Annotated in this window: 19 protein-coding genes and 1 pseudogene; 5 read left to right on the top strand and 15 right to left on the bottom strand. The window is 46.9% G+C overall.

What is annotated here, in order from left to right; all coding sequences use genetic code 11:
* Positions 1-135: 135 nt before the first annotated feature.
* Both AC4IE7_RS05785 and AC4IE7_RS05780 read left to right on the top strand, forming a co-directional pair.
* Positions 136-1,929, top strand: a complete 1,794-nt coding sequence (locus AC4IE7_RS05785; protein ID WP_490775864.1) for an alkaline phosphatase D family protein — start codon at positions 136-138, stop codon at positions 1,927-1,929.
* Between the two features lie 503 nt (positions 1,930-2,432).
* Positions 2,433-2,969: a hypothetical protein gene (locus tag AC4IE7_RS05780; RefSeq protein ID WP_490775863.1), complete on the top strand. Its 537-nt coding sequence runs from the start codon at positions 2,433-2,435 to the stop codon at positions 2,967-2,969.
* A 995-nt stretch (positions 2,970-3,964) separates the two neighbouring features.
* Here AC4IE7_RS05780 and AC4IE7_RS05775 read toward each other — a convergent pair.
* The 9 genes and pseudogenes from AC4IE7_RS05775 to AC4IE7_RS05735 form a co-directional block, all read right to left on the bottom strand.
* Positions 3,965-4,573: a hypothetical protein gene (locus tag AC4IE7_RS05775; RefSeq protein WP_490775862.1), complete on the bottom strand. Its 609-nt coding sequence runs from the start codon at positions 4,571-4,573 to the stop codon at positions 3,965-3,967.
* 354 nt (positions 4,574-4,927) lie between these two features.
* Entirely contained in the window at positions 4,928-5,602 is a 675-nt protein-coding gene (locus AC4IE7_RS05770) for a DUF502 domain-containing protein (RefSeq protein WP_490775861.1), read from the bottom strand.
* A gap of 7 nt (positions 5,603-5,609) precedes the next feature.
* The gene (gene ppk2 / locus AC4IE7_RS05765) at positions 5,610-6,530 is read right to left on the bottom strand and encodes a polyphosphate kinase 2 (protein ID WP_490775860.1); all 921 of its coding nucleotides are present in this window, start codon (positions 6,528-6,530) and stop codon (positions 5,610-5,612) included.
* A 526-nt stretch (positions 6,531-7,056) separates the two neighbouring features.
* A complete protein-coding gene (locus AC4IE7_RS05760) occupies positions 7,057-8,097 on the bottom strand; it encodes a glycosyltransferase family 2 protein (protein WP_490775859.1) in 1,041 nt (346 codons plus the stop codon).
* Entirely contained in the window at positions 8,090-8,755 is a 666-nt protein-coding gene (locus AC4IE7_RS05755; protein ID WP_490775858.1) for a phosphatase PAP2 family protein, read from the bottom strand. Before AC4IE7_RS05755 ends, AC4IE7_RS05760 begins: the two co-directional genes overlap by 8 nt.
* Positions 8,742-9,698: a lysylphosphatidylglycerol synthase transmembrane domain-containing protein gene (locus AC4IE7_RS05750; RefSeq protein WP_490775857.1), complete on the bottom strand. Its 957-nt coding sequence runs from the start codon at positions 9,696-9,698 to the stop codon at positions 8,742-8,744. The genes AC4IE7_RS05755 and AC4IE7_RS05750 overlap by 14 nt, the downstream gene beginning before the upstream one ends.
* Positions 9,699-9,702: 4 nt before the next feature.
* A complete protein-coding gene (locus AC4IE7_RS05745; protein WP_490775993.1) occupies positions 9,703-10,503 on the bottom strand; it encodes a phosphatase PAP2 family protein in 801 nt (266 codons plus the stop codon).
* A gap of 907 nt (positions 10,504-11,410) precedes the next feature.
* A pseudogene (locus AC4IE7_RS05740) lies at positions 11,411-11,917 on the bottom strand (ArnT family glycosyltransferase); the annotation flags it as partial.
* A gap of 462 nt (positions 11,918-12,379) precedes the next feature.
* Positions 12,380-13,168 carry a hypothetical protein gene (locus tag AC4IE7_RS05735; RefSeq protein ID WP_490775856.1) on the bottom strand — a complete coding sequence of 263 codons (789 nt, stop codon included), beginning with the start codon at positions 13,166-13,168 and terminating at the stop codon, positions 12,380-12,382.
* A gap of 482 nt (positions 13,169-13,650) precedes the next feature.
* Between AC4IE7_RS05735 and AC4IE7_RS05730 the strand changes: the two genes are divergently transcribed.
* Positions 13,651-13,950 carry a DUF1840 domain-containing protein gene (locus AC4IE7_RS05730; protein WP_490775855.1) on the top strand — a complete coding sequence of 100 codons (300 nt, stop codon included), beginning with the start codon at positions 13,651-13,653 and terminating at the stop codon, positions 13,948-13,950.
* A 113-nt stretch (positions 13,951-14,063) separates the two neighbouring features.
* Here AC4IE7_RS05730 and AC4IE7_RS05725 read toward each other — a convergent pair whose 3' ends face one another.
* The 5 genes from AC4IE7_RS05725 to AC4IE7_RS05705 form a co-directional block, all read right to left on the bottom strand.
* The gene (locus AC4IE7_RS05725) at positions 14,064-14,444 is read right to left on the bottom strand and encodes a hypothetical protein (RefSeq protein WP_490775854.1); all 381 of its coding nucleotides are present in this window, start codon (positions 14,442-14,444) and stop codon (positions 14,064-14,066) included.
* Between the two features lie 353 nt (positions 14,445-14,797).
* Entirely contained in the window at positions 14,798-15,388 is a 591-nt protein-coding gene (locus AC4IE7_RS05720) for a hypothetical protein (RefSeq protein WP_490775853.1), read from the bottom strand.
* Between the two features lie 192 nt (positions 15,389-15,580).
* Positions 15,581-15,733 carry a hypothetical protein gene (locus AC4IE7_RS05715; protein WP_490775852.1) on the bottom strand — a complete coding sequence of 51 codons (153 nt, stop codon included), beginning with the start codon at positions 15,731-15,733 and terminating at the stop codon, positions 15,581-15,583.
* 224 nt (positions 15,734-15,957) lie between these two features.
* Positions 15,958-17,328, bottom strand: coding sequence for an ATP-binding protein (locus AC4IE7_RS05710; protein WP_490775851.1), 1,371 nt, complete (start codon positions 17,326-17,328; stop codon positions 15,958-15,960).
* Positions 17,312-18,046: a response regulator gene (locus AC4IE7_RS05705; protein WP_490775850.1), complete on the bottom strand. Its 735-nt coding sequence runs from the start codon at positions 18,044-18,046 to the stop codon at positions 17,312-17,314. The genes AC4IE7_RS05710 and AC4IE7_RS05705 overlap by 17 nt, the downstream gene beginning before the upstream one ends.
* A gap of 181 nt (positions 18,047-18,227) precedes the next feature.
* Between AC4IE7_RS05705 and AC4IE7_RS05700 the strand changes: the two genes are divergently transcribed.
* Together AC4IE7_RS05700 and AC4IE7_RS05695 are read left to right on the top strand one after the other, a co-directional pair.
* A complete protein-coding gene (locus AC4IE7_RS05700; protein ID WP_490775849.1) occupies positions 18,228-18,617 on the top strand; it encodes a hypothetical protein in 390 nt (129 codons plus the stop codon).
* Between the two features lie 51 nt (positions 18,618-18,668).
* A complete protein-coding gene (locus tag AC4IE7_RS05695) occupies positions 18,669-19,166 on the top strand; it encodes a DUF4405 domain-containing protein (RefSeq protein ID WP_490775848.1) in 498 nt (165 codons plus the stop codon).
* Here the strand turns inward: AC4IE7_RS05695 and AC4IE7_RS05690 are convergent.
* Positions 19,150-19,359 (bottom strand): DUF2452 domain-containing protein, encoded by a 210-nt coding sequence (locus AC4IE7_RS05690; RefSeq protein ID WP_490775847.1) that lies wholly within the window; start codon positions 19,357-19,359, stop codon positions 19,150-19,152. The genes AC4IE7_RS05695 and AC4IE7_RS05690 overlap by 17 nt on opposite strands.
* Between the last annotated feature and the right edge of the window lie 28 nt (positions 19,360-19,387).

Below are 19,387 nucleotides of genomic sequence, written 5' to 3'. Positions count from 1 at the left end.
CAAACGATATACAGGGGTGTTGTGGTTATTTTTTACTTATACTTCATAGTTCCGTCTTCTGGCAGACATAAATAATTCATACATTACTATTAGACTCCGCTCGCACTCTTTTCTGTACACTTCTGCGAGCAAACTATGAAAATAAACCGCCGGGACCTGCTGAAGCTGGGTGCCTATTCCACCATCCTCATAACCTCATCCGGCCTGCATGGTTGTAATAGTGACGACTCAGACGACTATAGCTTCAATCATGGTGTCGCCAGCGGCGATCCGCTTGAGGACGGTGTTGTGATCTGGACCCGGGTTACCCCAGGTAACGCTAAGCGCGTGACGGTCAACTGGCAGGTGGCGACTGACGAGGATTTCGAAGAGCTGGTGAATGAGGATTTCGCCGAAGTGGATGCTAATCGTGACTTCACCGTCAAGGTGGATGTACAGGGACTCGAATCCAACCGGGTCTATTACTACCGTTTTATGGCGGGTAGTGTCGATTCCCCGGTAGGTCGCACCAAGACTTTACCGAATGGCAGCGTCGATCAAGCTGCGTTTGCCGTACTTTCCTGCTCTAACTATCCGGCTGGCTATTTCAATGTCTACCGCGAGTTGGCGAATACCGAGGGGCTGGATGCCGTCGTCCATTTGGGTGACTACATCTACGAATATGGCCGTACCGACGAGGAAGGTGAACCGGCCTATGCCAGTGAAGATGCCGCGACCCTGGGCAGAGAGGTGGAGCCTGCCACCGAACTGCTATCACTGTCGGACTATCGTACCCGATATGCCCAGTATCGTACCGATGCCGATCTGCAGGCGGTGCACGCCCGGCACCCCTTCATCGTAGTCTGGGATGATCACGAGATTGCCAATGATGCCTATGTGTCTGGGGCTGAGAATCATGATGAAGCAACCGAAGGGAGCTTCAGCGAGCGTAAACAGGCCGCTATCCAGGCCTTTTTCGAGTGGCTGCCCTTAAGGCCACTGACACCGGACGCCGAAGGACGGATCTATCGGCGTTTCGAATTTGGTAATCTTGTTAATCTAATGATGCTTGATACCCGCATTATCGGAAGAGATATTCAACTGAACTACGCAGATTATATCGATGCTACGACAGGTGAATTTGACAGCGAAAGCTTCACCATCGATATGAGCAGCAGCGATCGTACCCTGCTTGGTGCCTCTCAACTCGCCTGGTTGACAGACAACATGAATCAATCCACAGCCACCTGGCAGGTATTGGGTCAACAAGTCTTGATGATGAATATGCAATTGCCGGCTGTTACCCTGACGCCAGATCCGGCTGCGCCCACTGTCTCTCTGACCGAATATGGCGAGATAGCGACTGCCGCTATCACCTATCAGACATTGGTTGAGAGTGGTGTGGACGGCACAGATTCGGCAGCCCTGATAGCAGCTGGTATGACAGCCGAACAACTCGAGATCGTAAACGATCCTGTGCGTATGGCCTATCTTGACAGTCCGTTTATCCCCTATAACCTGGATGCCTGGGATGGCTACGCCTATGAGCGTGAGTTGTTACTGGCCAATGCCAAGGCAGGGCAGAAAAATCTGATCTCCCTGGCTGGGGATACTCACAATGCTTGGGCCGGTCGGCTGACCGATAGCGTTGGGGATAGTGTCGGTATCGAGTTTGCCACCACCTCGGTCAGCTCTCCCGGACTGGAGGAATATTTGGCGATTGAGACCGCCGAGGAGGTCAGGGGATTGGAACCTGGCGTCACCCAACTGGTGAGTGATCTCGACTATTGCAATCTGCGAGAGCGTGGCTTGATGATCATGACTTTTACCCCTCAACAGGCGACTGCCGAGTGGCGCTTTGTGGATAGTATCAAGCAGCAGGACTACCAGATTGTCGCCGATCTGGGCAAGACACTGACACTGGCGGCTGGCAGCACAACCCTGACCTGAAGAATCTATGATATAGATGAAGGAGCCTCTGAATAAATCAGAGGTTCCTGTCTTTCTATATCACTTAGCAACCAGTGTCTAACATCTCAGCAATATTTTCGAGACGCTAAATTGTCTGGCATCCTCTTCTGGCTCGTCGCCTGACGCGGAAGTCAGTGGCCGTGTAAGGTTTGTAATCAATAGCTTTCCATTATTGATTTCCAGGCTGGCGGGGAATAGCAGACCTTTATTGATACCGCTTTCACTGACACCGTGAATTCCGCGATTCCGGGGAATTCCGGGACACTCAACGTTTATATGATGGCTCACACTATATGTCGGTGGAGGAGTTTCTCGATCAGAATTTGAGTTTCTGGTTGGGGATCAACCAGATTTAACCACCCTTTTTGTGTTGATTGGTAGGGCCACAACCACTTGTTTATCTCTTTAAATGGAACTATGTTAAAAAGTAGCTAATTTCATCTTTCAAATTGGCCAGATTAAACAGACAGTTATCGGTAGTTATGTCCAGCAAAGGCCTTACCATCTACGAATTGGATGCAGAAAACAAAATATGCCACGTCGATGGTGACTGGGATGAGTTTCTGCAGGCAAACACCGATGAGCATCAAAATCATGATTGCCTGAACAGCAGAGAAGTCATCGGTAGCAAACTCGAAACTTATGTTCAGGACAACACCACAAGGATGCTACTCTACACCGTATTCGAATATGTCAGACGGACTCAGCAGACCAAGGCACTCCCCTATCGATGTGACTCTGCTGACCAGAAACGCTATATGTCGATGCAGATCGAACCCCTGGTGGATGCTGGGCTGCGTGTTTCCCATGCCCATTTGCGCTCCGAACCCCTGGATCCTCCTGTAGTCATCAAACCGCTTACAGAAGCGGATAGGGATGTAGTCTGGCGCTGCAGCATCTGTAACCGGATAGAATCTGACCAGGTATGGCTGGAACCTGATGAAGCCGCACAAGTATGGAGTAGGCAGGAATTTAATGTTGCATACACCGTCTGCCCGGTCTGCATGAATTCATGCTGACTAGGCCAACAGTTTAGAACTGTGTAAAAATATTAGTTGTTTCACATCAATATGCATTCTATTTTGATAGGTATAATCGGCTTGGGATTCAATACTCAAACCAACCCCCATCAGTTATCGATATGAATAGCACTAAACGGGCACTAAACGGGGACACTCACCGTTTGCTGCCTCAACTATATGCCAGGAATTCCGGGATACTCAACGTTTAAAAACATTAATAACATGGGATTATTCCATGTTACCTTTCTGATTATTAATATGTTTTGTTAAATGTAAATGATGAGTGTCCCGATTAGCCCTTCGTCCCGATTAGCCCTTCGACCTTTCGCGTGACGTCATTGGCCGACATCTAACATCCAACCAAATCAATGTAGGGTGCCGCCCCTGGCGCACCTGGCCGCTCTATTTTCTGTGAATCTCAGCTGAAGGGGTAACTGCAATAGTCTCCACGGGGATTCAGCGACGCTCAACGTTTAAAAACATTAATAACATGGGATTATTCCATGTTACCTTTCTGATTATTAATATGTTTTGTTAAATATAAGCGATGAGTGTCCCGATTAGTCCTTGTCCTTAGTCCTTAACCACTGATCTAGTTATCACAAACATGGGGTGTCCCACACAAACATTCGCACAAACAAACTGACAGAAAACTTGGCCGGGTGGTGGCCATGCTCTATCACGACCGGGAAGCAGTACGTGAGGCGGCTCAGGAAAAACTGGCCAACCTGATCGAGACCCGGGTGGTTACTCAGGCCCTGGGAGAAACCGAGTGGCTCAGTCCTTAGGCTGTAATTACTCTGCAACCAACAGAGAAGAAAATAAAAAGAAGGAAATAGACCCATTGATTGAATAGAGAATGTTCAATCATCACCAGTGTGCCAATAGATAGGTGTCTCTAAATGTCGAGATGTCTTCGGAAGAGCTGGATGCAGTAACGCCGCACGTCCGATTCTATGAGGGCGAAGTACTGTAATGTATGAGCTACACAACTAGGGACGTGGAGAAAAAGCGTTACGCATGTAATCCATAGGGTTGGAGAAGGACTGCACACCACGATGCATGCTATAGCCCATGCTGTTGACCGCGGGTGCCATCGCCTGCACTGAAGGCCCGATATCCTGTTCTAGGGTCTGATCAATACCCAGGATTACATTATCGATATTTTCGATGTCGTCGCGCATGTTATGCATATCAAAACGCATTTTCCCCATATCTGATGACATCAATTCCATGTAGCCTCTCATGGGTTGAATAGAGTCTTTCATGACCAGCATGGAGCTATTCATTGTCTCTATATTGCCTTTCATACTACTCATGTCATTTTGCATTTTTGCCATAAAAATACCCATGCTGCCCATTGTCAATGCCATGCCCAGCCAAGAGCCAAGCACAATCACGGGTACCCGATTGAATGTCTTATTCAGCCATTGCTGAAAACCGTCGGGAAGAAATACCAGAGCAACGAATACACCTGCGAAAACAGCCACCAGAATTGTTACGGCTTGCGGTATCTGGGTTTGTTCCAAGGCAAAATATATAAGCAGCGCCAGGGCAGCCACTACCAACAAGCCGACAAGGTTTTTTATTTGGCTGGACACGAAATCCTCCTGGATGCTTAGAGATACAATACTAGGTTAATTGGCTGTGAGACACGAGTTCATGGACACTCAACGTTTAATAACATGGGGTTATTCCATGTTATCTTGTTGATTATTGATATGTTTTGTTAAATGTAAACGATGAGTGTCCCGATTTGTTTTCCGCAGACGATTACTCGGTTAAAGCGTCTCGTCATAGTGGATACGCGTGTTAGGAATCAATTAAATACTATAAGTACAGACTTGACCCCTTAATCTTAACTTAACTCTTATTTTACTTATACTTTTGCCAGTAATAGGAAAATCGCAATAATTAAAAGGAGCTAACTGACAATGAATAGACGAAGATTAGCGCTATGCTTTGCCTGATTGATTTTTTGTATAAGGCACAGTATCCGGCGCCACCGCACCCCCTGAGATGATGAAGCTCATCGCTTCATCGATACTCCAATTCGTCGACACAAGCTTCTCAATCGGTACTATCTCCAAATAGCCCGAGGTGGGATTCGGCGTGGTTGGCACATACACCGCCGCCAGCTCCTGACCACTATTGTTATCCACCATGGTACGTGTCACGAATCCTACCGTCTTCATCTCGGGGGATGGGAATTCGATCAACACCACTTGTTGTATATTTTCCGGTTTATCCCCTAAAGCCGAAATGAGCTTCTTCACCAAGCCATAGACATTCTGAATCACTGGCAGGCGCTGCACGGTCGATTCGAAGATGTTGAGGATTCTCCGCCCGATCATTCGACTCGCGAACCAACCGACCAGATAGAGACCCACCAGCATTAGGAAAACGGCCAGGGTGTTTTGAAACCATGGTTCAAGTAGCCATTGAGCAAGGGACGGATACTCGTTCCTGATACTGTGAGAAAGCATCTTGACCCAAGGCGCCCCCAACTTTGAAAGCTGATTGAATACATATTTGAAGACCAGCCAGGTGACCCAAAGCGGGATAAGGGTGATTACGCCGCTGATAAGATAGCGCTGGATATGCAGCGGTCTCGATTTTATCTCAGTCATAATAGGTTCAATATCGCTTAGGTACGTAGAGTGATGACGGCAATACCCGGCGCTCGTAATTGGGATTGAAGACACGATCCGGCAAGGTAATGGCGTCGTTGGGAACATCCTTGTAGGGGATCTGGTCGAGCAGGTGGTGGATGCAGTTCAATCGCGCACGTTTCTTATCGTTGCCCTCCACGATGAACCAGGGCGCCTCGGGGATATTGGTGCGTGCAAGGGTCTCTTCCTTGGCCTTGGTGTAATCCTCCCAGCGCACCCTTGACTGGAGATCCATGGGGCTCAGTTTCCACTGTTTGAGGGGATCGTGGACACGCATCAGAAAGCGCAACTGCTGCTCCTCGTCCGTGATGGAGAACCAGTATTTGATCAGGCGTATTCCCGACCTGACCAGGGAACGTTCGAAATCCGGGACATCCTGGAAAAACTGTTCCACCTGCTCTTGAGTCGCGAATTCCATCACCCGCTCGACCCCTGAGCGGTTATACCAGGAGCGATCGAACAGGGTGATCTCACCTGCTGACGGCAGGTGGGCTGCGTAACGCTGGAAATACCATTGGGACTTCTCCTTTTCCGTGGGCTTGCTCAAGGCCACAACGCGGCATACCCGGGGATTCAACCGTTGCGTGATACGCTTGATCACACCCCCCTTGCCGGCAGCGTCCCGCCCCTCGAAGACAATAACGATCTTCTCCCCGCTATGTTCAACCCAATCCTGTAGCTTGATGAGTTCCGCCTGCAGGGTCAGCAGCGCCTTGAAGTACTCCCTCCGATCCAGGGTCGGCGGATGTATTTTTTTATAGATGCGGCGCAACTCCATGGATAGGGCAGGCTCTGACATCTCAAGTTCATAGTCCTCGTCCAGGGCATCCTCCAGCTCCGCCCGGAGCCAATCCATGCCTTCAAATTGGTTGTCTCTATCTGTCATCTTGTTTCTCCTCAGTCATGAGATAAAAATATCACGGCATCTCCTGGGGACTATTACAATGTCATTGCACATATTACCTAAAGTACTATGTGGTACCGATAATGAAAGATATTCGCGTCAGCACCCATAAAGATAAACAAGGTACCTAATCCAACACCCCAAATTCAAAATCTAACAACCCGCGCGCATCAATGAACAAGATGGTTGCTCGATCTATCACTGATATTTAAGTCATGCCGCTTTTATGCGAGAAACGGCGTGATAGTCGGAGATGAATAGTAATTTTTAGACTGTGTTTGCACAGTGCAAGACGGGGTTGTACCTCAATTTTTGCTGATGCAGACGGTTTTAGCTTGGTAAGTATTATTTACGTAAGCATTAGTCGTGCAGCCTCGAGATTTGGCGTTTATCGATACTTCAATCTGCGGCATACTGCGGTGGGCCAGTGACTCATACCAACAAACCCTTTGAAGGGGCTCTCGAGATGAGTATCCCGATTTGTTTCGTTATTATTTGGTGGGTGCTTTTAGGTGATAGGCTGACTCTTTTCCTGAGTATTGATTGGAAGTTGATCTGCATCTGAGGTTTCCTGCTCGATTATATCGCTACGCAAGAGATATGAGCGGTTTCTGTTCGAAGCATAATAGGTTCTGGTGGAGAGTTCGCTGAGTAGACCAGTCGTGAAGGTTTGCACGCCCATGAGCACCAGCATGATGGCAATTATCAACATGGGCCGGGAGCCGATATCTTCCTGTAAGACAAATTTTACTACTCCGAGATGGATTAGCATAGCGCTACCTATACCACCCATCAGTAGACCAATTCTTCCGAAAAAATGTCCGGGTCTGGAGAGAAAACGAATAAAAAAATAGACGGAAAGCAGATCAATCATGACTTTGAAAGTGCGCCCAATTCCATATTTTGAGCGGCCATGTATCCTGGCTCTATGGTTGACTACTGCCTCGCGGATTCTTGATGGGGAGGTGTACATCGACATCCAGGCAGGGATGAACCGATGCATATCACCGTATAGCCTCATCTTCCTGATCAGGCTGCCTCGATAGATCTTCAGGCTGCAACCATAATCATGCAGGCGAACGCCGGTAACCCTGCCGATAAGAATATTGGCGATTTTGGAGGGGAATCTTCTTAGCAGAAGATCATCCTTTCGTTGCTGGCGCCATCCCACAACCAGATCCAGTTCATCATTGATTAATAGATCAACCAGGCCAGGTATATCAGCAGGATCATTTTGTAGATCACCATCCATAGTTGCAATATAACGCCCCTTGCTATGGTCAAAACCAGCCTGTATGGCTGCAGTTTGACCGAAATTTCGCTGCAGTGTTACGAGTTGATAATTACCGCTGGTATCTGAGAGAGTTGCTTTTATATTGCTATTTGTTTCGTCTGAACTTCCATCGTCTACCAGGATCACTTCCCACTCATAGTGGCAAATGCGTAAAGCTCGATCAATCTCAGAGATGAGTGGCAGGATATTCTCTTGTTCGTTATATAAAGGAACTATTACAGATAGATGGGGTTTGGTGGCTTTCCTGTCAAGCATGATTCGAAGCCTCCCGTAGTTCTGTTCTTTTCACTCTTTTGATGAAATTGGAGTGCGCATTGTCATAGCAAGGAACCAGGTTTGTAAAATTAATAATTCGAACTAGCAAAGGTCTGAACCAGGATTTAGCCTGGTAGAGCAATGCAGCGGTTACACCGATGTTGATGCCAAGAAACATACCGGCAACAACTTGGCTTGGATAGTGTTTTGCAAGGTAAATTCTGGAAAGGATTGTTAATAGTGCTGTTGTCAGCAGTATGGTGTGCCAGCCCCACCAGTTTCTGCGTGTTAAGATAACAAACAGACTTGCAGTGTAGAAGGTCAGTGCGTGATTCGAAGGCATGCCTTTGGCAACGCTGCTGCAGGTATAATCACTGTCTGCCTGTAGAAGCTCTAACTGATCAGCGCAAGGTCGAAGCTCGGAAAATAGTGCTTTCAATAGATTACCGAACTGATCACCAATTGCTACAACAATGATGAGTGCAAACCACCAGCCTACGCCATGCCATTTTTCCTTTTTAAATGCGCTAAAGAGTAGTGCCAGCAATATCGGCATTGAGAATCCACTTCGACTAGAGATCCATTGGAAGATTGTGTCACTGTATTGGAAAGATAGTTTGGTTTGAAACCAAACCAGGAGTACTTCATCGGGCGACATTTTTTCTATTTCCTATCAGGAGGCCGAATCCGGCACTGAGTGAAGTGGTAATTAACAAAAAAAGATGGAGATTTACTGCAGCTGTAATTGCAGATGTTTGATCGATTCCGGCAGGTAGTAGAACAGCTGCAATACCACCTTCGAAGGTTCCGATTGCTGCAGGCGTATAGAGCGGAATGCCACTTGCAAGTTCGCCACTCACAGCTGAGGCTAGAGAAAGAGAAAAACTGATATTGATAAATGAACCGATAATCAAAGTATATGCGGTTAATTTTATCGCCCAGACCATGAGGGTCCATAAAGACAGTCTCAATATGTCGCTGGGTTTTCTGGGTATACCTTGTTTGAATTTATTGATTGGATTTTTAAGGTTTGGCCAGTGTTTTGTGAGCTGATGAAATAGATTGGGTAGCAGTAGGCCTATCACTGCTACTGTCAATAAAGCTACCAACAGTAGTTGTAAATGGCCAGCTAGATGCATGCCAAGTACAAGGGTGAGTATCCCGATGAGCGCTAAAGTTAAGAGGTCTAGTAGTCTAAAGCTGACTAAGGCTGCAGTGCTTTCTGTCAAATCGATGGAGAAACTCTGTCGTAACAGAATGGGAAAGCTCGCTTCACCGACTCGCATCGGCACCAGGTAGTTATAAAAGTTGTGATGCAGTGCAATTCTCAGGCAAAGATCAAATCTTCCTTCTGTATGCGGCAGGAAGTGGTGGTATATACGTCCTCCGCGAGCGATATGGCTTAGCAGTATCAACAGAAAGCAGAGGGTAAGCGAATCAATTCTAAGGTTTTGCCAGCTAGAGAGGCTTTTAGATGCATCGAACTCAGATGCGAGAAACAACAATATAGCAACTGTTGTCACCAATCCAAGGATTATGATTAGGCTTGATGGCTTGTTTCTGCTTTTGATCGCTGTTTGTAGGGATGTCAACATGGTCATGGTTTCAGCTTGTTGCTGGAAGAGCTTTTATTGTTGGATGTTCTAGATGCTGTAAACAGGTGATGCCTAGCAGCAGCAGAGCGATACCATGAAGTATTGGTTGTGCGTTGAAATAACCAGTCTGGTGAAATAACAGCAGGTATAGGGTACACAGGGTAAGGAAGCGACCTAACCAATTGACTGCCTGCGGGGTAGTGGATATGCGCTGGGTCAATGCACTGCCGATAAATGCAGATATCCAACCTAAGGTTGCGCCGATCAAAATATCCAGCGGCCAGTGGGCGCCCACTGCTATACGGGAGAAGGCTGCGAAAATGGCTACGACGGCCAGGATTGGTAGTAGATTTGTCAGATACTTGATTTTGATCCAGAGTGTAACGCTGCCTAGTAAAGCGAAAATGGTTGCTGTATGACCTGATGGAAAACTGCCTTGTTTGAGAATCGGCCCGATGATGGTGATTGTATCTCTGTCCAAGCTTGCTGCCGGGCGTGGGATAGGGAAACCTGCTTTGAGGAGATGTATCAAGATTGCTGCGATCAGGCCAGAAATTATGGCCGCGATGACGGCTTTGGGGTGATGCTTGTAAAATGGGAGAAGCAGTGTTAATGCCACTAGACCGTCCCCTAGAATGGTGAGTGTTTCCCACAGGGCGGGACTCAGGGTTGGTACTACCTGATGATTTATCCAGAGAAACAGTGAGGTATTGAGTTGCGTCTGATGGAGCCAGAGTGCGCTGCATAACAGTAATACTGGAATCAACCAAAGGCTCAAGTGGCGTAAGGGGATGGGTTGGTCCTGAAACATCGATATGTTCCTCTGTATCAAGCAGAGCCAGGGCTACTCCCTGGTGCTCATAGAGTAGTTGATGGCTTGGTAGTCTTTTTAGGTGTCGGCTTTTCGTTAGAACAATTTCTCCCTCATTGGGTTTACGCTTGGGTGTGATGCGGCCACTGTAAACACTGAAGCTAGGGTTGTTTATTCGCCACATTACAGTGGTTTGTTTGTAATTACGTGCGAGGTTTCCGGCTTCGCGTATGGGTGTTTGTTGAATTCTGCCGACTATAGGTATCAATAATTCAGAGGCGATAAAAATAGTGATTATGCCAGCGCTAAGCAGTCGTCCCTGGATCAGCCATCGATGATCATTGAATAACCAGATTATACTAAGTAGCACAACACCAAGAATTAAATAGTAATTAGCTGGTAGGTAATTGCTTGGTTGGCTGAGGGTTTCACTGAGAGAATGATTGTCCAGCTCTGTAATAGAATAAGAGATCAGCTGTGGCAAGGCTAACATCAATACTACAAAGAACAATAATGGTAAAAATACAGGTTTTAAGTTTGTTTCTCGATCGATATGTATTGCGCCAAGAATAAACAGCGGGGTCAGGCCGTAGAGTATGTAGTGTGGTAACTTGGTGGCAGATAGTGAAAAGAAAACCAGTACCAGAAGAAACCAGATAATCAGGAATCGATTAAGTGGTTTTGTGATGACATTTTTTACATTCAGAAATGGTCGCAGCAAGGTATAGCTGAATGGAAACGCCATCAACAATAGCATTGGCAGGTAGTACCACCATGGTCCTGAGTGACTCTCCATCGCCTGAGTGAATCGTCCAATGTTATGCGTGCCGATAAACCCCTCAATAAATCCTGAGCCCTCTTTCAGGTAGTTAATAAGGTACCAGGGTAGGCCGACAGATAAAAAGACCAACCATGCTGATGGGCTGAAAATGATTCTGATCCAGTCCTGAAATTTACCAATGGAGAGTGAATAGATCAGACTGACCAGGCCAGGTATCAATAAGGCTATTGGCCCTTTGGTTAGAAATCCAAGTCCGGTAAAAAAGGCTGCGGCGAGCAGATAGCGGGTTTGTCTGGTGGTAAAATTGAAATAGAGACTGAAAAGTGTGCCAGCTAGAAACAAATTGAGCAGGGCATCCGCTGTCGCGGCTTTGCCAATAATGCCTGTGCCCAGTGTGCCGGCCATGAGTATGCCGGCCTTCAGTGCTATGCTGGGAGTTGTCAAGCGCCAGGTGAAGATGACAATCAGTAGATTCCAAAGGGTTGCTGCAATTGCTGAAGGCAAGCGAAAAGCGAATTCGGTGACACCAAAGACTTTGACAGAAAGGGCTTGAAGCCAGTAGGTCAAGATTGGTTTGTCGTGGCGGGGCTCACCATTCAGATGGAGGGTAAGATAATCATCTCTGAGCGCCATTTCACGGGTGGCTTGAGCAAATGCACCTTCATCGATATCAAATAGAGGTGTGCCTTGCAGGTTGTAAAAGAAGGCCATCAATACCGTTAACAGCCATAGCAGTTTCAGGCCGTGGGTTGCATTGATGTTGGTGTACTGCATGGCTGGGTGGTGGTGTATGGGTAGAGATGGGTTCTGCTGTCTCGTTGTATTTAACCCTGTATATTCTGAGCTATTGATGTTTTTGATCTGTTATCAGTTTGTTATGAGTATTTTAAAGTTTTATTAGATTCTGATTATATGTGCCAGTTTATACTGGTTGGCTGAAATTCAGACAAACTTTGATATCCATAAAGAGTTGAAAGCCGTATGGGTCGTTGAATCTGCAGCGGTGAAGGTCAGTTAAATCTGTTGTGTATAGAGTTTGGGAAGAGACAGGAATCTTGAATATCCTCAAATGTCCACTTTCGTTTGTTGAGTCCTTCAACGTAGTACACATCTATCCTGCTGTTTACGATACGGATCGTTACATTTCCAATCGGAACCGGAATAATCCAGGTGGGCATTCTCTGGAAGATTAATCGCGAGACAGCTGTTACTAGTTGCAATAAATCCACGTTCACACTTCCAGCCAGATCCGTATGAAGACTCTACTAAATACCCATTTGGAGGAACATCAATAGCTATACAGGCATCCTCTGTCGCTCGGTAGCCTCGGTCACAGCTCCAGCCGTTACCATGTGAAGCATTTGTTAAAAAACCATTCTCAGGCACTTTGATAGCAACACAAGTTGAGTGAGTTGATCGATATCCGCGATTGCAAGTCCAGCCGGTTCCGCTTGATGATTCGGTTAAATATCCTTTTGCAGGTACATTGATGGCAACACAGGAGTTGGTTACTTTTCTGTAACCACGAGCGCAACTCCACCTACCAACCCCAGAGGAGTTTAGATAGGCATTCGCGGGTATTTGAATAATGATACAGCTATTGCCCTTTTCACGGTAACCTCGGTTGCACTTCCAAGGGTTACCATAAGAGTTATTGGTCGAGTATGCATTGGCTGGTACCTTGATGCGAATGCATTGCTGATTTTGCTTTTGAAAGCCGTAATCACACTGCCAGCCACTTCTATATTTATTTGCTTTAGCATTTGCTGGTATTTCGATCTCTAGGTCCTTTGAAAAGAGTTGCCCTGCCACTAATACCAGTAGTGAGAAAGTGACCATAAGGAACACGGGAGTAGTTAAATATCGATTACCTGGCTTGTTCATGAATCTTTTTTTACCTATCGTAGATAATCTGCTCATATTTGTATTTGGTTTGAGCGAGACGATGTGGGCTCTATTCCTTTGATGCAGTGCCAAAGAAACTAATAATTAGAAGCGATTGCCGTCATCTGACGGAGGAGGAACTCTGGGAGCAAGCCGGTATTCGGATTTCTAACCTATATGTTAAGTGTAGCTTAAGGCTGAAAAAATGTCCTGGACATACTACGTTTATAAATAATAGTAACCTTAGGTTATGTTATAGTATCTAGCTGATTATTAATAAGTTATAACAAATATAAACAATGAGGGTCACGATTTGTCCACTCTTGAGAATGGAGCAACCATTATGCTTCAGCTCATGCCTTGCAGCTACGCGCTCCAGATCACGCAGAGGCAATAAGCAATTAATAGAAATGCCCTTAATGTTATAATTGTGGGAGTTGGTGAGGAGTGAAGTCCAGCTGACCATTTAGGAGAACGCAGCTATGCTAGTAACTTTTTCGACGCCAGCCTATGCAGACATTACCCTGTTCGGTGACGTGGCAGTCTCGCTGCTAAAAATGATGGGGCATAGTGGCACAGTACCCAGTGCTCTCCTTGCTGAAGATGTACAAGCTGCGCTTGAGCAGCTGCAGGCAGCAATCGAGCGTGAAGGTCAGCATTTAACGACAAAAGAAGATGATGATGAAACTGCTGTTACACTTTCGCAACGTGCCTTGCCGGTAATCGAATTACTTAAAGCAGCTAAAAAGGAAAAATGTAATGTTATGTGGGATAGATACTGAACACTACCTGGTAGACTGACCCGGGATTTTAAATCTGTAGTAGAAATCGGGTATTGTGGGGTTTACTCTGATTGGATTATTCTTATCTAAACTCACTGCTATTCCATTAACTCTCAATCACTCAAAAGCAGGCATTCAAGCCCCTCGCCCTTGATGGGAGAGGGGTGCGTCAAGCGCTTAATGAAACTGAAGCGTATGCGGCACGATCCGATCAATCCTTGCCATACTGAGTGATGACCTGGATGATTGTGCTGTTTAAACTCCCCCTCTCCCCCAGCCCCTCTCCCGCGAGGGGAGAGGGGAGTAAAAATATTCCAGCGCACTACGCTCATATCAGGCAGCTCTTCCGGCCCATCGAATGAGATTCGTGGAACCTCGGCATCTGCTTCCAACTCACCACGCAAAAGGTAGAGGCCTGTGTCGTAGTCTTTGCTGATGTAGGTTGGTATTTTCTTCGCCATAAAGCGGAATAGGAAAGGCATTTTGCCAGCCATGTTCCAGTGTACCAGGGTGGTATTCTCTCCCTTTGGTTTAAATTCCCACCAAACCCTGCTCACAGATTTGAAGGGGCGGCTGAAGACAACATACTTAGTCGCCGGGTTAATAAGTAGAGTAGAGGGATGGTAATGATGATAGTGAGTAGTATGATTGCGATTGTCATGTCAAGGCTCTCTTCAATATAGGATTTATTGACTCATTTGAGATACACAGTATACCGAGTATAGGATTCTGCCCATTTTAAGGAATAGCGGTTTATGAGTTGAGTGTTGGATAGTTCTATTAAACGATTTTATTCATGTCCAGTGACAGATAAGGTCAGCTCTGAAGATGGCTGTCAGGAAAAATCTCAACTGGCTGTATTTTCAATTATTTTGTAATACTCAATATTCAGGCTGGTTATATCTTTGTATTTAAGAACGAACCTATCGCCGGAAATCTCGTAGAAGCGATTTGTTTCCGCAGGCATGCTTTTATCATCCTCAGGCAGAATGGCATCGTCTGCAGTCAGCTTGCGTCTGACAACAGAGGAGAGAACAATACGCTCAAGGTTGCCTGAGTCGGTAAGAAAAAAATCCTCCAGAATACCGTAGTAGAGATAGGTAGCCTCTACCTGTTGTACGGTAACAGCTAACTTTACAAAATCGGCTCCATCACCCTCATCGTTAAAGCCTTTGAAGAGATAGAACCAGGGGGTGTCGAAACGAAAGAACTCACTTAGAAGAGGATGCCTGTCCAGCTTGTATTTAATCACCAGTTTCTGTGCTGATGTGCCAAGCAGATAAGCGCCGATATAGATTGTCATCAGATAGGTGATAAAGGCAGGCGTATGGACTGCAGATCTGTTGATGGTAAGTTCAAGCAAATCGCCACGGGCAGCAGTAAAGAGGGTCAGAAATATCTGGTAGTCAATCGATATCGGTGAGAATACTTTTACCATCTGAAGCCAGATGGTGTGCAAGAGGATCGCTAAGATCAGACTTTTAACGGTTTCGGAAGTGAAGGGTCTGTTGTCTAACTGAGTTCTTTCGGACCTTGTAAAAGCGCCGCGAAATATAAACCCTGGGAGAATCAGGAGGAAAGTAAGCAGAGCAGGAAATGCAAGGTTCACGCTATCAGCCTGGGAAGGTGATCAGTCTGCCTTTTTGTTGTTGCGTACGGGTACTATGCGGATTCTCTTTTCGCCTTTTTTGACAGTATCTGACTTCCCGGCAATCCAATCATGGAATGCGTCTGGATTTGTCTTTCTCAGCTTGCGAAAGTTGTCTGATTGCAATGCCTTCATAGTTAGCTTTCCCAGTCTCAGTATGCGTCCTTAGTTAGACAAGTATAGCGGGTTATCATGTTGAAAAGTAGTTTGAGAAATAGCTCCTGTAGTTGATATGGGGTGTCGATTATGAATTTAAAAACATATGTATCTCAGGGTATATGAAATGCTAATATCGATTTTGAAGGGTGAGGTGCATACTAACTGATTAAAAAATGTAGAAATAATTGCGAATTAGGGTTTTATCTGGCTTGCAGTTTATTCAATATCACCCTGACTCTAAGTCCCCCCTCAGGGCGGTTACTGAGTGACAGCTCGCCGCCATGGCCGAGCACAATAGTGTTGGCGACCGCAAGACCTAATCCCGTGCCTCCTGTATCCCGGTTACGGGAGGCTTCAAGCCGGAAAAACGGAGCCAGAACAGCCTTCAGGTGTTGATCTGCTATACCTGGGCCATTGTCTTCGATGTCGATGATGACCCGCTCCGAGGAGGAGGTTAATGTTGCAACTGCACTACCCCCATATTTAAGAGCGTTATCGATCAGGTTGTTAAAGGCTCGCCTCAAGGCAACGGGGCGGCAGATAAAGTTGAGCCGTTCTGGTCCCTGGTAGCTCGTCTCGCCACCTAAATCGGCATGGTCGTCGACAAGGCTCTGTATTAGAGCGGCCAGATCTGTGCTGCGGGCCTGTTCATCAGCTGCTTCATCACGAGCGTAGCTGAGTGTATCGGAGAGAATGGCTTCCATCTCTGTAAGTGTGGCCAGGGTCTTCTCCTGCATCTCAGGATCTTCGATATATTCTGCTCGCAGCCTGAGGGTGGTAATAGGGGTTTTTAAATCGTGGGATACAGCAGCCAGCAGTCGTGAACGGTCGCTGATCTGTCGCTCCAGGCGCTCCTGCATAAGATTGAAGGCATGAATGGTTTTGCGTACCTCCTTTGGTCCCTTTTCAGGGATTGGGGGTTGAGGTTGTCCCAATCCTAATCGTTCTGCTGCTCCAGCCAGTTGGGCCATCGGGTTTGCCATCCGTCGTGCGATCAGCAGGCCAATAGTGATGAGCAGAACCAGATAGAGAAAAAGTAACTGTAGGGTTTTACTCTCCCAGGGGGGTACGTTTTTGAAATGATTGGTGCTGAAGTTCAGCCAGGTTTGATCCTTCAGTCGGATCGATATGTCGATTGATTTTAGCGGTCTTCGTTTTGGGTGAGGGGTGTTCTCTTCTGTCTTGGCTGCTTTCGCCTGCTGATCGAAATCAATACGTACTCGTATTGCGGATTTAGTCTTCAGATTTAGTGCTCTTCTCAGGTGATGAGCAATCTTCTTTTCAATCGGATCGCTGGGCTGGCGATCTATCCGCGGCTGATTGGTGAGACTTATATCCTCATGCTTCTCTGCAATCCGCTCGATGATGCGTGTCCGTTCATTCTCATTGGCATCACTCAGAAGGCGTGCCACAGTGGCAACCCTTTCTAGGTGGCGGAACCGGTTATGCTCATCGAAGCGCTTGCTGCGTTCATCGTGCAGCAGTACGGCACTGCCTAAAATAAGCAGTAGTGTAGTGCCAATGAGTAGCGCAAGAGTGCGCCCTGCGAGTGAATCAGGCCAGAGACGCATGACTTGAATCCACTTTAGGGGCAAACAGATAGCCGCCGCCACGTACGGTTTTAATGATCTGTGGGTTACGGGGCTGGTCTCGAAGCTTACGACGCAGGCGACTTACCAGGGTGTCGATGGCACGGTCAAAGGCACGGGCTTCCCGTCCTCTGGCCAGGTCGAGCAGTTGGTCGCGGGAGAGTACCCGTCCTGGACGGGTTACAAGCGCCATGAGTAAGGTGAATTCTGCAGTACTCAAGGGTACCAGGGTCTGCTCCGGATCGATCAGCTCACGCGCTACGGGCAGCAGTGTCCACCCAAGAAAGGTAAGTCGTTGCGGCGCCTCCTCATGAGTCTGCTCAGGTATAGAGCTCATTCGGCGTAATACCGCTTTGATACGTGCCAGAAGCTCTCTTGGATTAAAGGGTTTTGCCAGGTAGTCATCAGCCCCCATCTCCAGGCCGATGATTCGGTCGGTCTCTTCGCCCATTGCAGTCAGCATGATGACAGGCGTGTTCGACTCAGCGCGTAAGTTACGACACAGGGTCAGGCCATCCTCACCCGGCATCATCAGATCCAGGACGATAAGATCAATGGCGGCATCCTTGAGACGTTTCTTCATCTCAGTTCCATTGGATGCTGTAGTAACCCTGAGGCCGTGATCGGTGAGAAAGCGCTGCACCAAGGTGCGGATCTCCTGGTGATCATCGACAACTAAGATGTGTGGTTGACTTTTCATAGGCTCAGTTTAAGGGAAGAAATCCCTAGCGGAAAGAAGATTTGTGACAGTTTGTGTCAACAGCCAGATATGCCACTGCTTGTTACAAAACAGAGGTTTTCTGCCAATGAAGCGACACACTCTTCGTCTTAAATAGAAGTCGTCAACAAGACAAAGTAACTTCAACGATGAGGAGTTTGAAATGAACAAAGGTTTAAAAATTACCATTATTTCTGCAGTAGTCGCTACTTCTGGAATGTTTGCACTAGCCTCCTCGGCCGATGCTGGCTGGGGCGGTAGAAAAGGCAATTGTGATCGTGGGGCTATGAGTGGTGCTCCAGGAATGATGCAGGGAAAAGGCAATTTCGGCCCTGCAATGGATCGTGACCTGGATTTGACAGCGGACGAAGCAAAAACCCTGGTAGCCGCAAGATTGATCATGCGAGGCAATGATCGTTTGAAAGTCGGTCAGGTCACAACGCAGGATGAGGATACTTACCTGGTGGATATCGTAACCGTAGATGATTCACTGGTCCGTCAAGTGGAAGTCGATCGTGACAATGGTCTTCCACGTCGTGGTGGCAAACGTTAAGTGGTATACGACCCGCTTTGCGGGTCGTAGTAATAACAGAGTGAGTTATCAATGAAGAATATAAATACCCGAAAATGGTCGACACCTGTAATTATCGGGGCAGGCCTGTTTGTAGCCGTCTCTGGCGTGCTGATGTTTTTTGGCATACATAATCCGGTAGAGCTGGCTCATGAGTGGATCGGTTTACTGTTTGCTGTAGGTATTGTGTTACATGTACTTAATCATTGGAGCGCCTTTAGGAACTATTTTACTAAACGAATGGGTCTCTCATTGGTAGGTGCTGTAGCGATTGTCAGCAGTGCATTTATTGTTGTCTCTTCAACCCAGCAAGGCGGTAGTCCAATGATGAGAATTGTGAATAGTCTTGAGGCTTCGCCGCTATCGGAAGTTGCACCACTTTTGGATGAGACTACTGAGAGTGTTGTTACAAGATTTCAAGCGGCAGGCTTTAGAGTGGATGGATCTGAAAGCACTATAAGAGAGATAGCTGTAGTCAATGGAAGTGAGCCAAGAGCATTGATAAAGCTGTTGTTTAGTGAAAAGAGTTAGTGGATTGTTGTTGCAATAACTTTACCTGGTCAGCAATGACCTTCAGTTGAGCACTTGCCTGAATTGCAAGCATCTCGTCGGCCTGGCTTATCTCTTGCGCCAGGTCGACAAGATTGAAGGCTGGTGCAAGTCTGCTGACTGGATAGGGTGAGAGATTGTCGGGTCTGCCGTTCTCGTCGTTTTTTTCATTCATAAGTCAATTAATCCAGATGGCGTCTCAA

This window comes from Candidatus Thiodiazotropha sp. AKAK3, from assembly GCF_058244645.1.
This window is presented reverse-complemented; position numbering and strand designations above follow the sequence as displayed.

Bases quoted from the DNA above. Each gene is read 5' to 3' on its own strand.
- AC4IE7_RS05785 (WP_490775864.1), top strand. From the start codon at position 136: ATGAAAATAAACCGCCGGGACCTGCTGAAGCTGGGTGCCTATTCCACC.
- AC4IE7_RS05780 (WP_490775863.1), top strand. From the start codon at position 2,433: ATGTCCAGCAAAGGCCTTACCATCTACGAATTGGATGCAGAAAACAAA.
- AC4IE7_RS05770 (WP_490775861.1), bottom strand. From the start codon at position 5,602: ATGACTGAGATAAAATCGAGACCGCTGCATATCCAGCGCTATCTTATC.
- ppk2 (WP_490775860.1), bottom strand. From the start codon at position 6,530: ATGACAGATAGAGACAACCAATTTGAAGGCATGGATTGGCTCCGGGCG.
- AC4IE7_RS05760 (WP_490775859.1), bottom strand. From the start codon at position 8,097: ATGCTTGACAGGAAAGCCACCAAACCCCATCTATCTGTAATAGTTCCT.
- AC4IE7_RS05755 (WP_490775858.1), bottom strand. From the start codon at position 8,755: ATGTCGCCCGATGAAGTACTCCTGGTTTGGTTTCAAACCAAACTATCT.
- AC4IE7_RS05750 (WP_490775857.1), bottom strand. From the start codon at position 9,698: ATGACCATGTTGACATCCCTACAAACAGCGATCAAAAGCAGAAACAAG.
- AC4IE7_RS05745 (WP_490775993.1), bottom strand. From the start codon at position 10,503: ATGTTTCAGGACCAACCCATCCCCTTACGCCACTTGAGCCTTTGGTTG.
- AC4IE7_RS05735 (WP_490775856.1), bottom strand. From the start codon at position 13,168: ATGAACAAGCCAGGTAATCGATATTTAACTACTCCCGTGTTCCTTATG.
- AC4IE7_RS05730 (WP_490775855.1), top strand. From the start codon at position 13,651: ATGCTAGTAACTTTTTCGACGCCAGCCTATGCAGACATTACCCTGTTC.
- AC4IE7_RS05725 (WP_490775854.1), bottom strand. From the start codon at position 14,444: ATGGCTGGCAAAATGCCTTTCCTATTCCGCTTTATGGCGAAGAAAATA.
- AC4IE7_RS05720 (WP_490775853.1), bottom strand. From the start codon at position 15,388: ATGGTAAAAGTATTCTCACCGATATCGATTGACTACCAGATATTTCTG.
- AC4IE7_RS05715 (WP_490775852.1), bottom strand. From the start codon at position 15,733: ATGAAGGCATTGCAATCAGACAACTTTCGCAAGCTGAGAAAGACAAAT.
- AC4IE7_RS05710 (WP_490775851.1), bottom strand. From the start codon at position 17,328: ATGCGTCTCTGGCCTGATTCACTCGCAGGGCGCACTCTTGCGCTACTC.
- AC4IE7_RS05705 (WP_490775850.1), bottom strand. From the start codon at position 18,046: ATGAAAAGTCAACCACACATCTTAGTTGTCGATGATCACCAGGAGATC.
- AC4IE7_RS05700 (WP_490775849.1), top strand. From the start codon at position 18,228: ATGAACAAAGGTTTAAAAATTACCATTATTTCTGCAGTAGTCGCTACT.
- AC4IE7_RS05695 (WP_490775848.1), top strand. From the start codon at position 18,669: ATGAAGAATATAAATACCCGAAAATGGTCGACACCTGTAATTATCGGG.
- AC4IE7_RS05690 (WP_490775847.1), bottom strand. From the start codon at position 19,359: ATGAATGAAAAAAACGACGAGAACGGCAGACCCGACAATCTCTCACCC.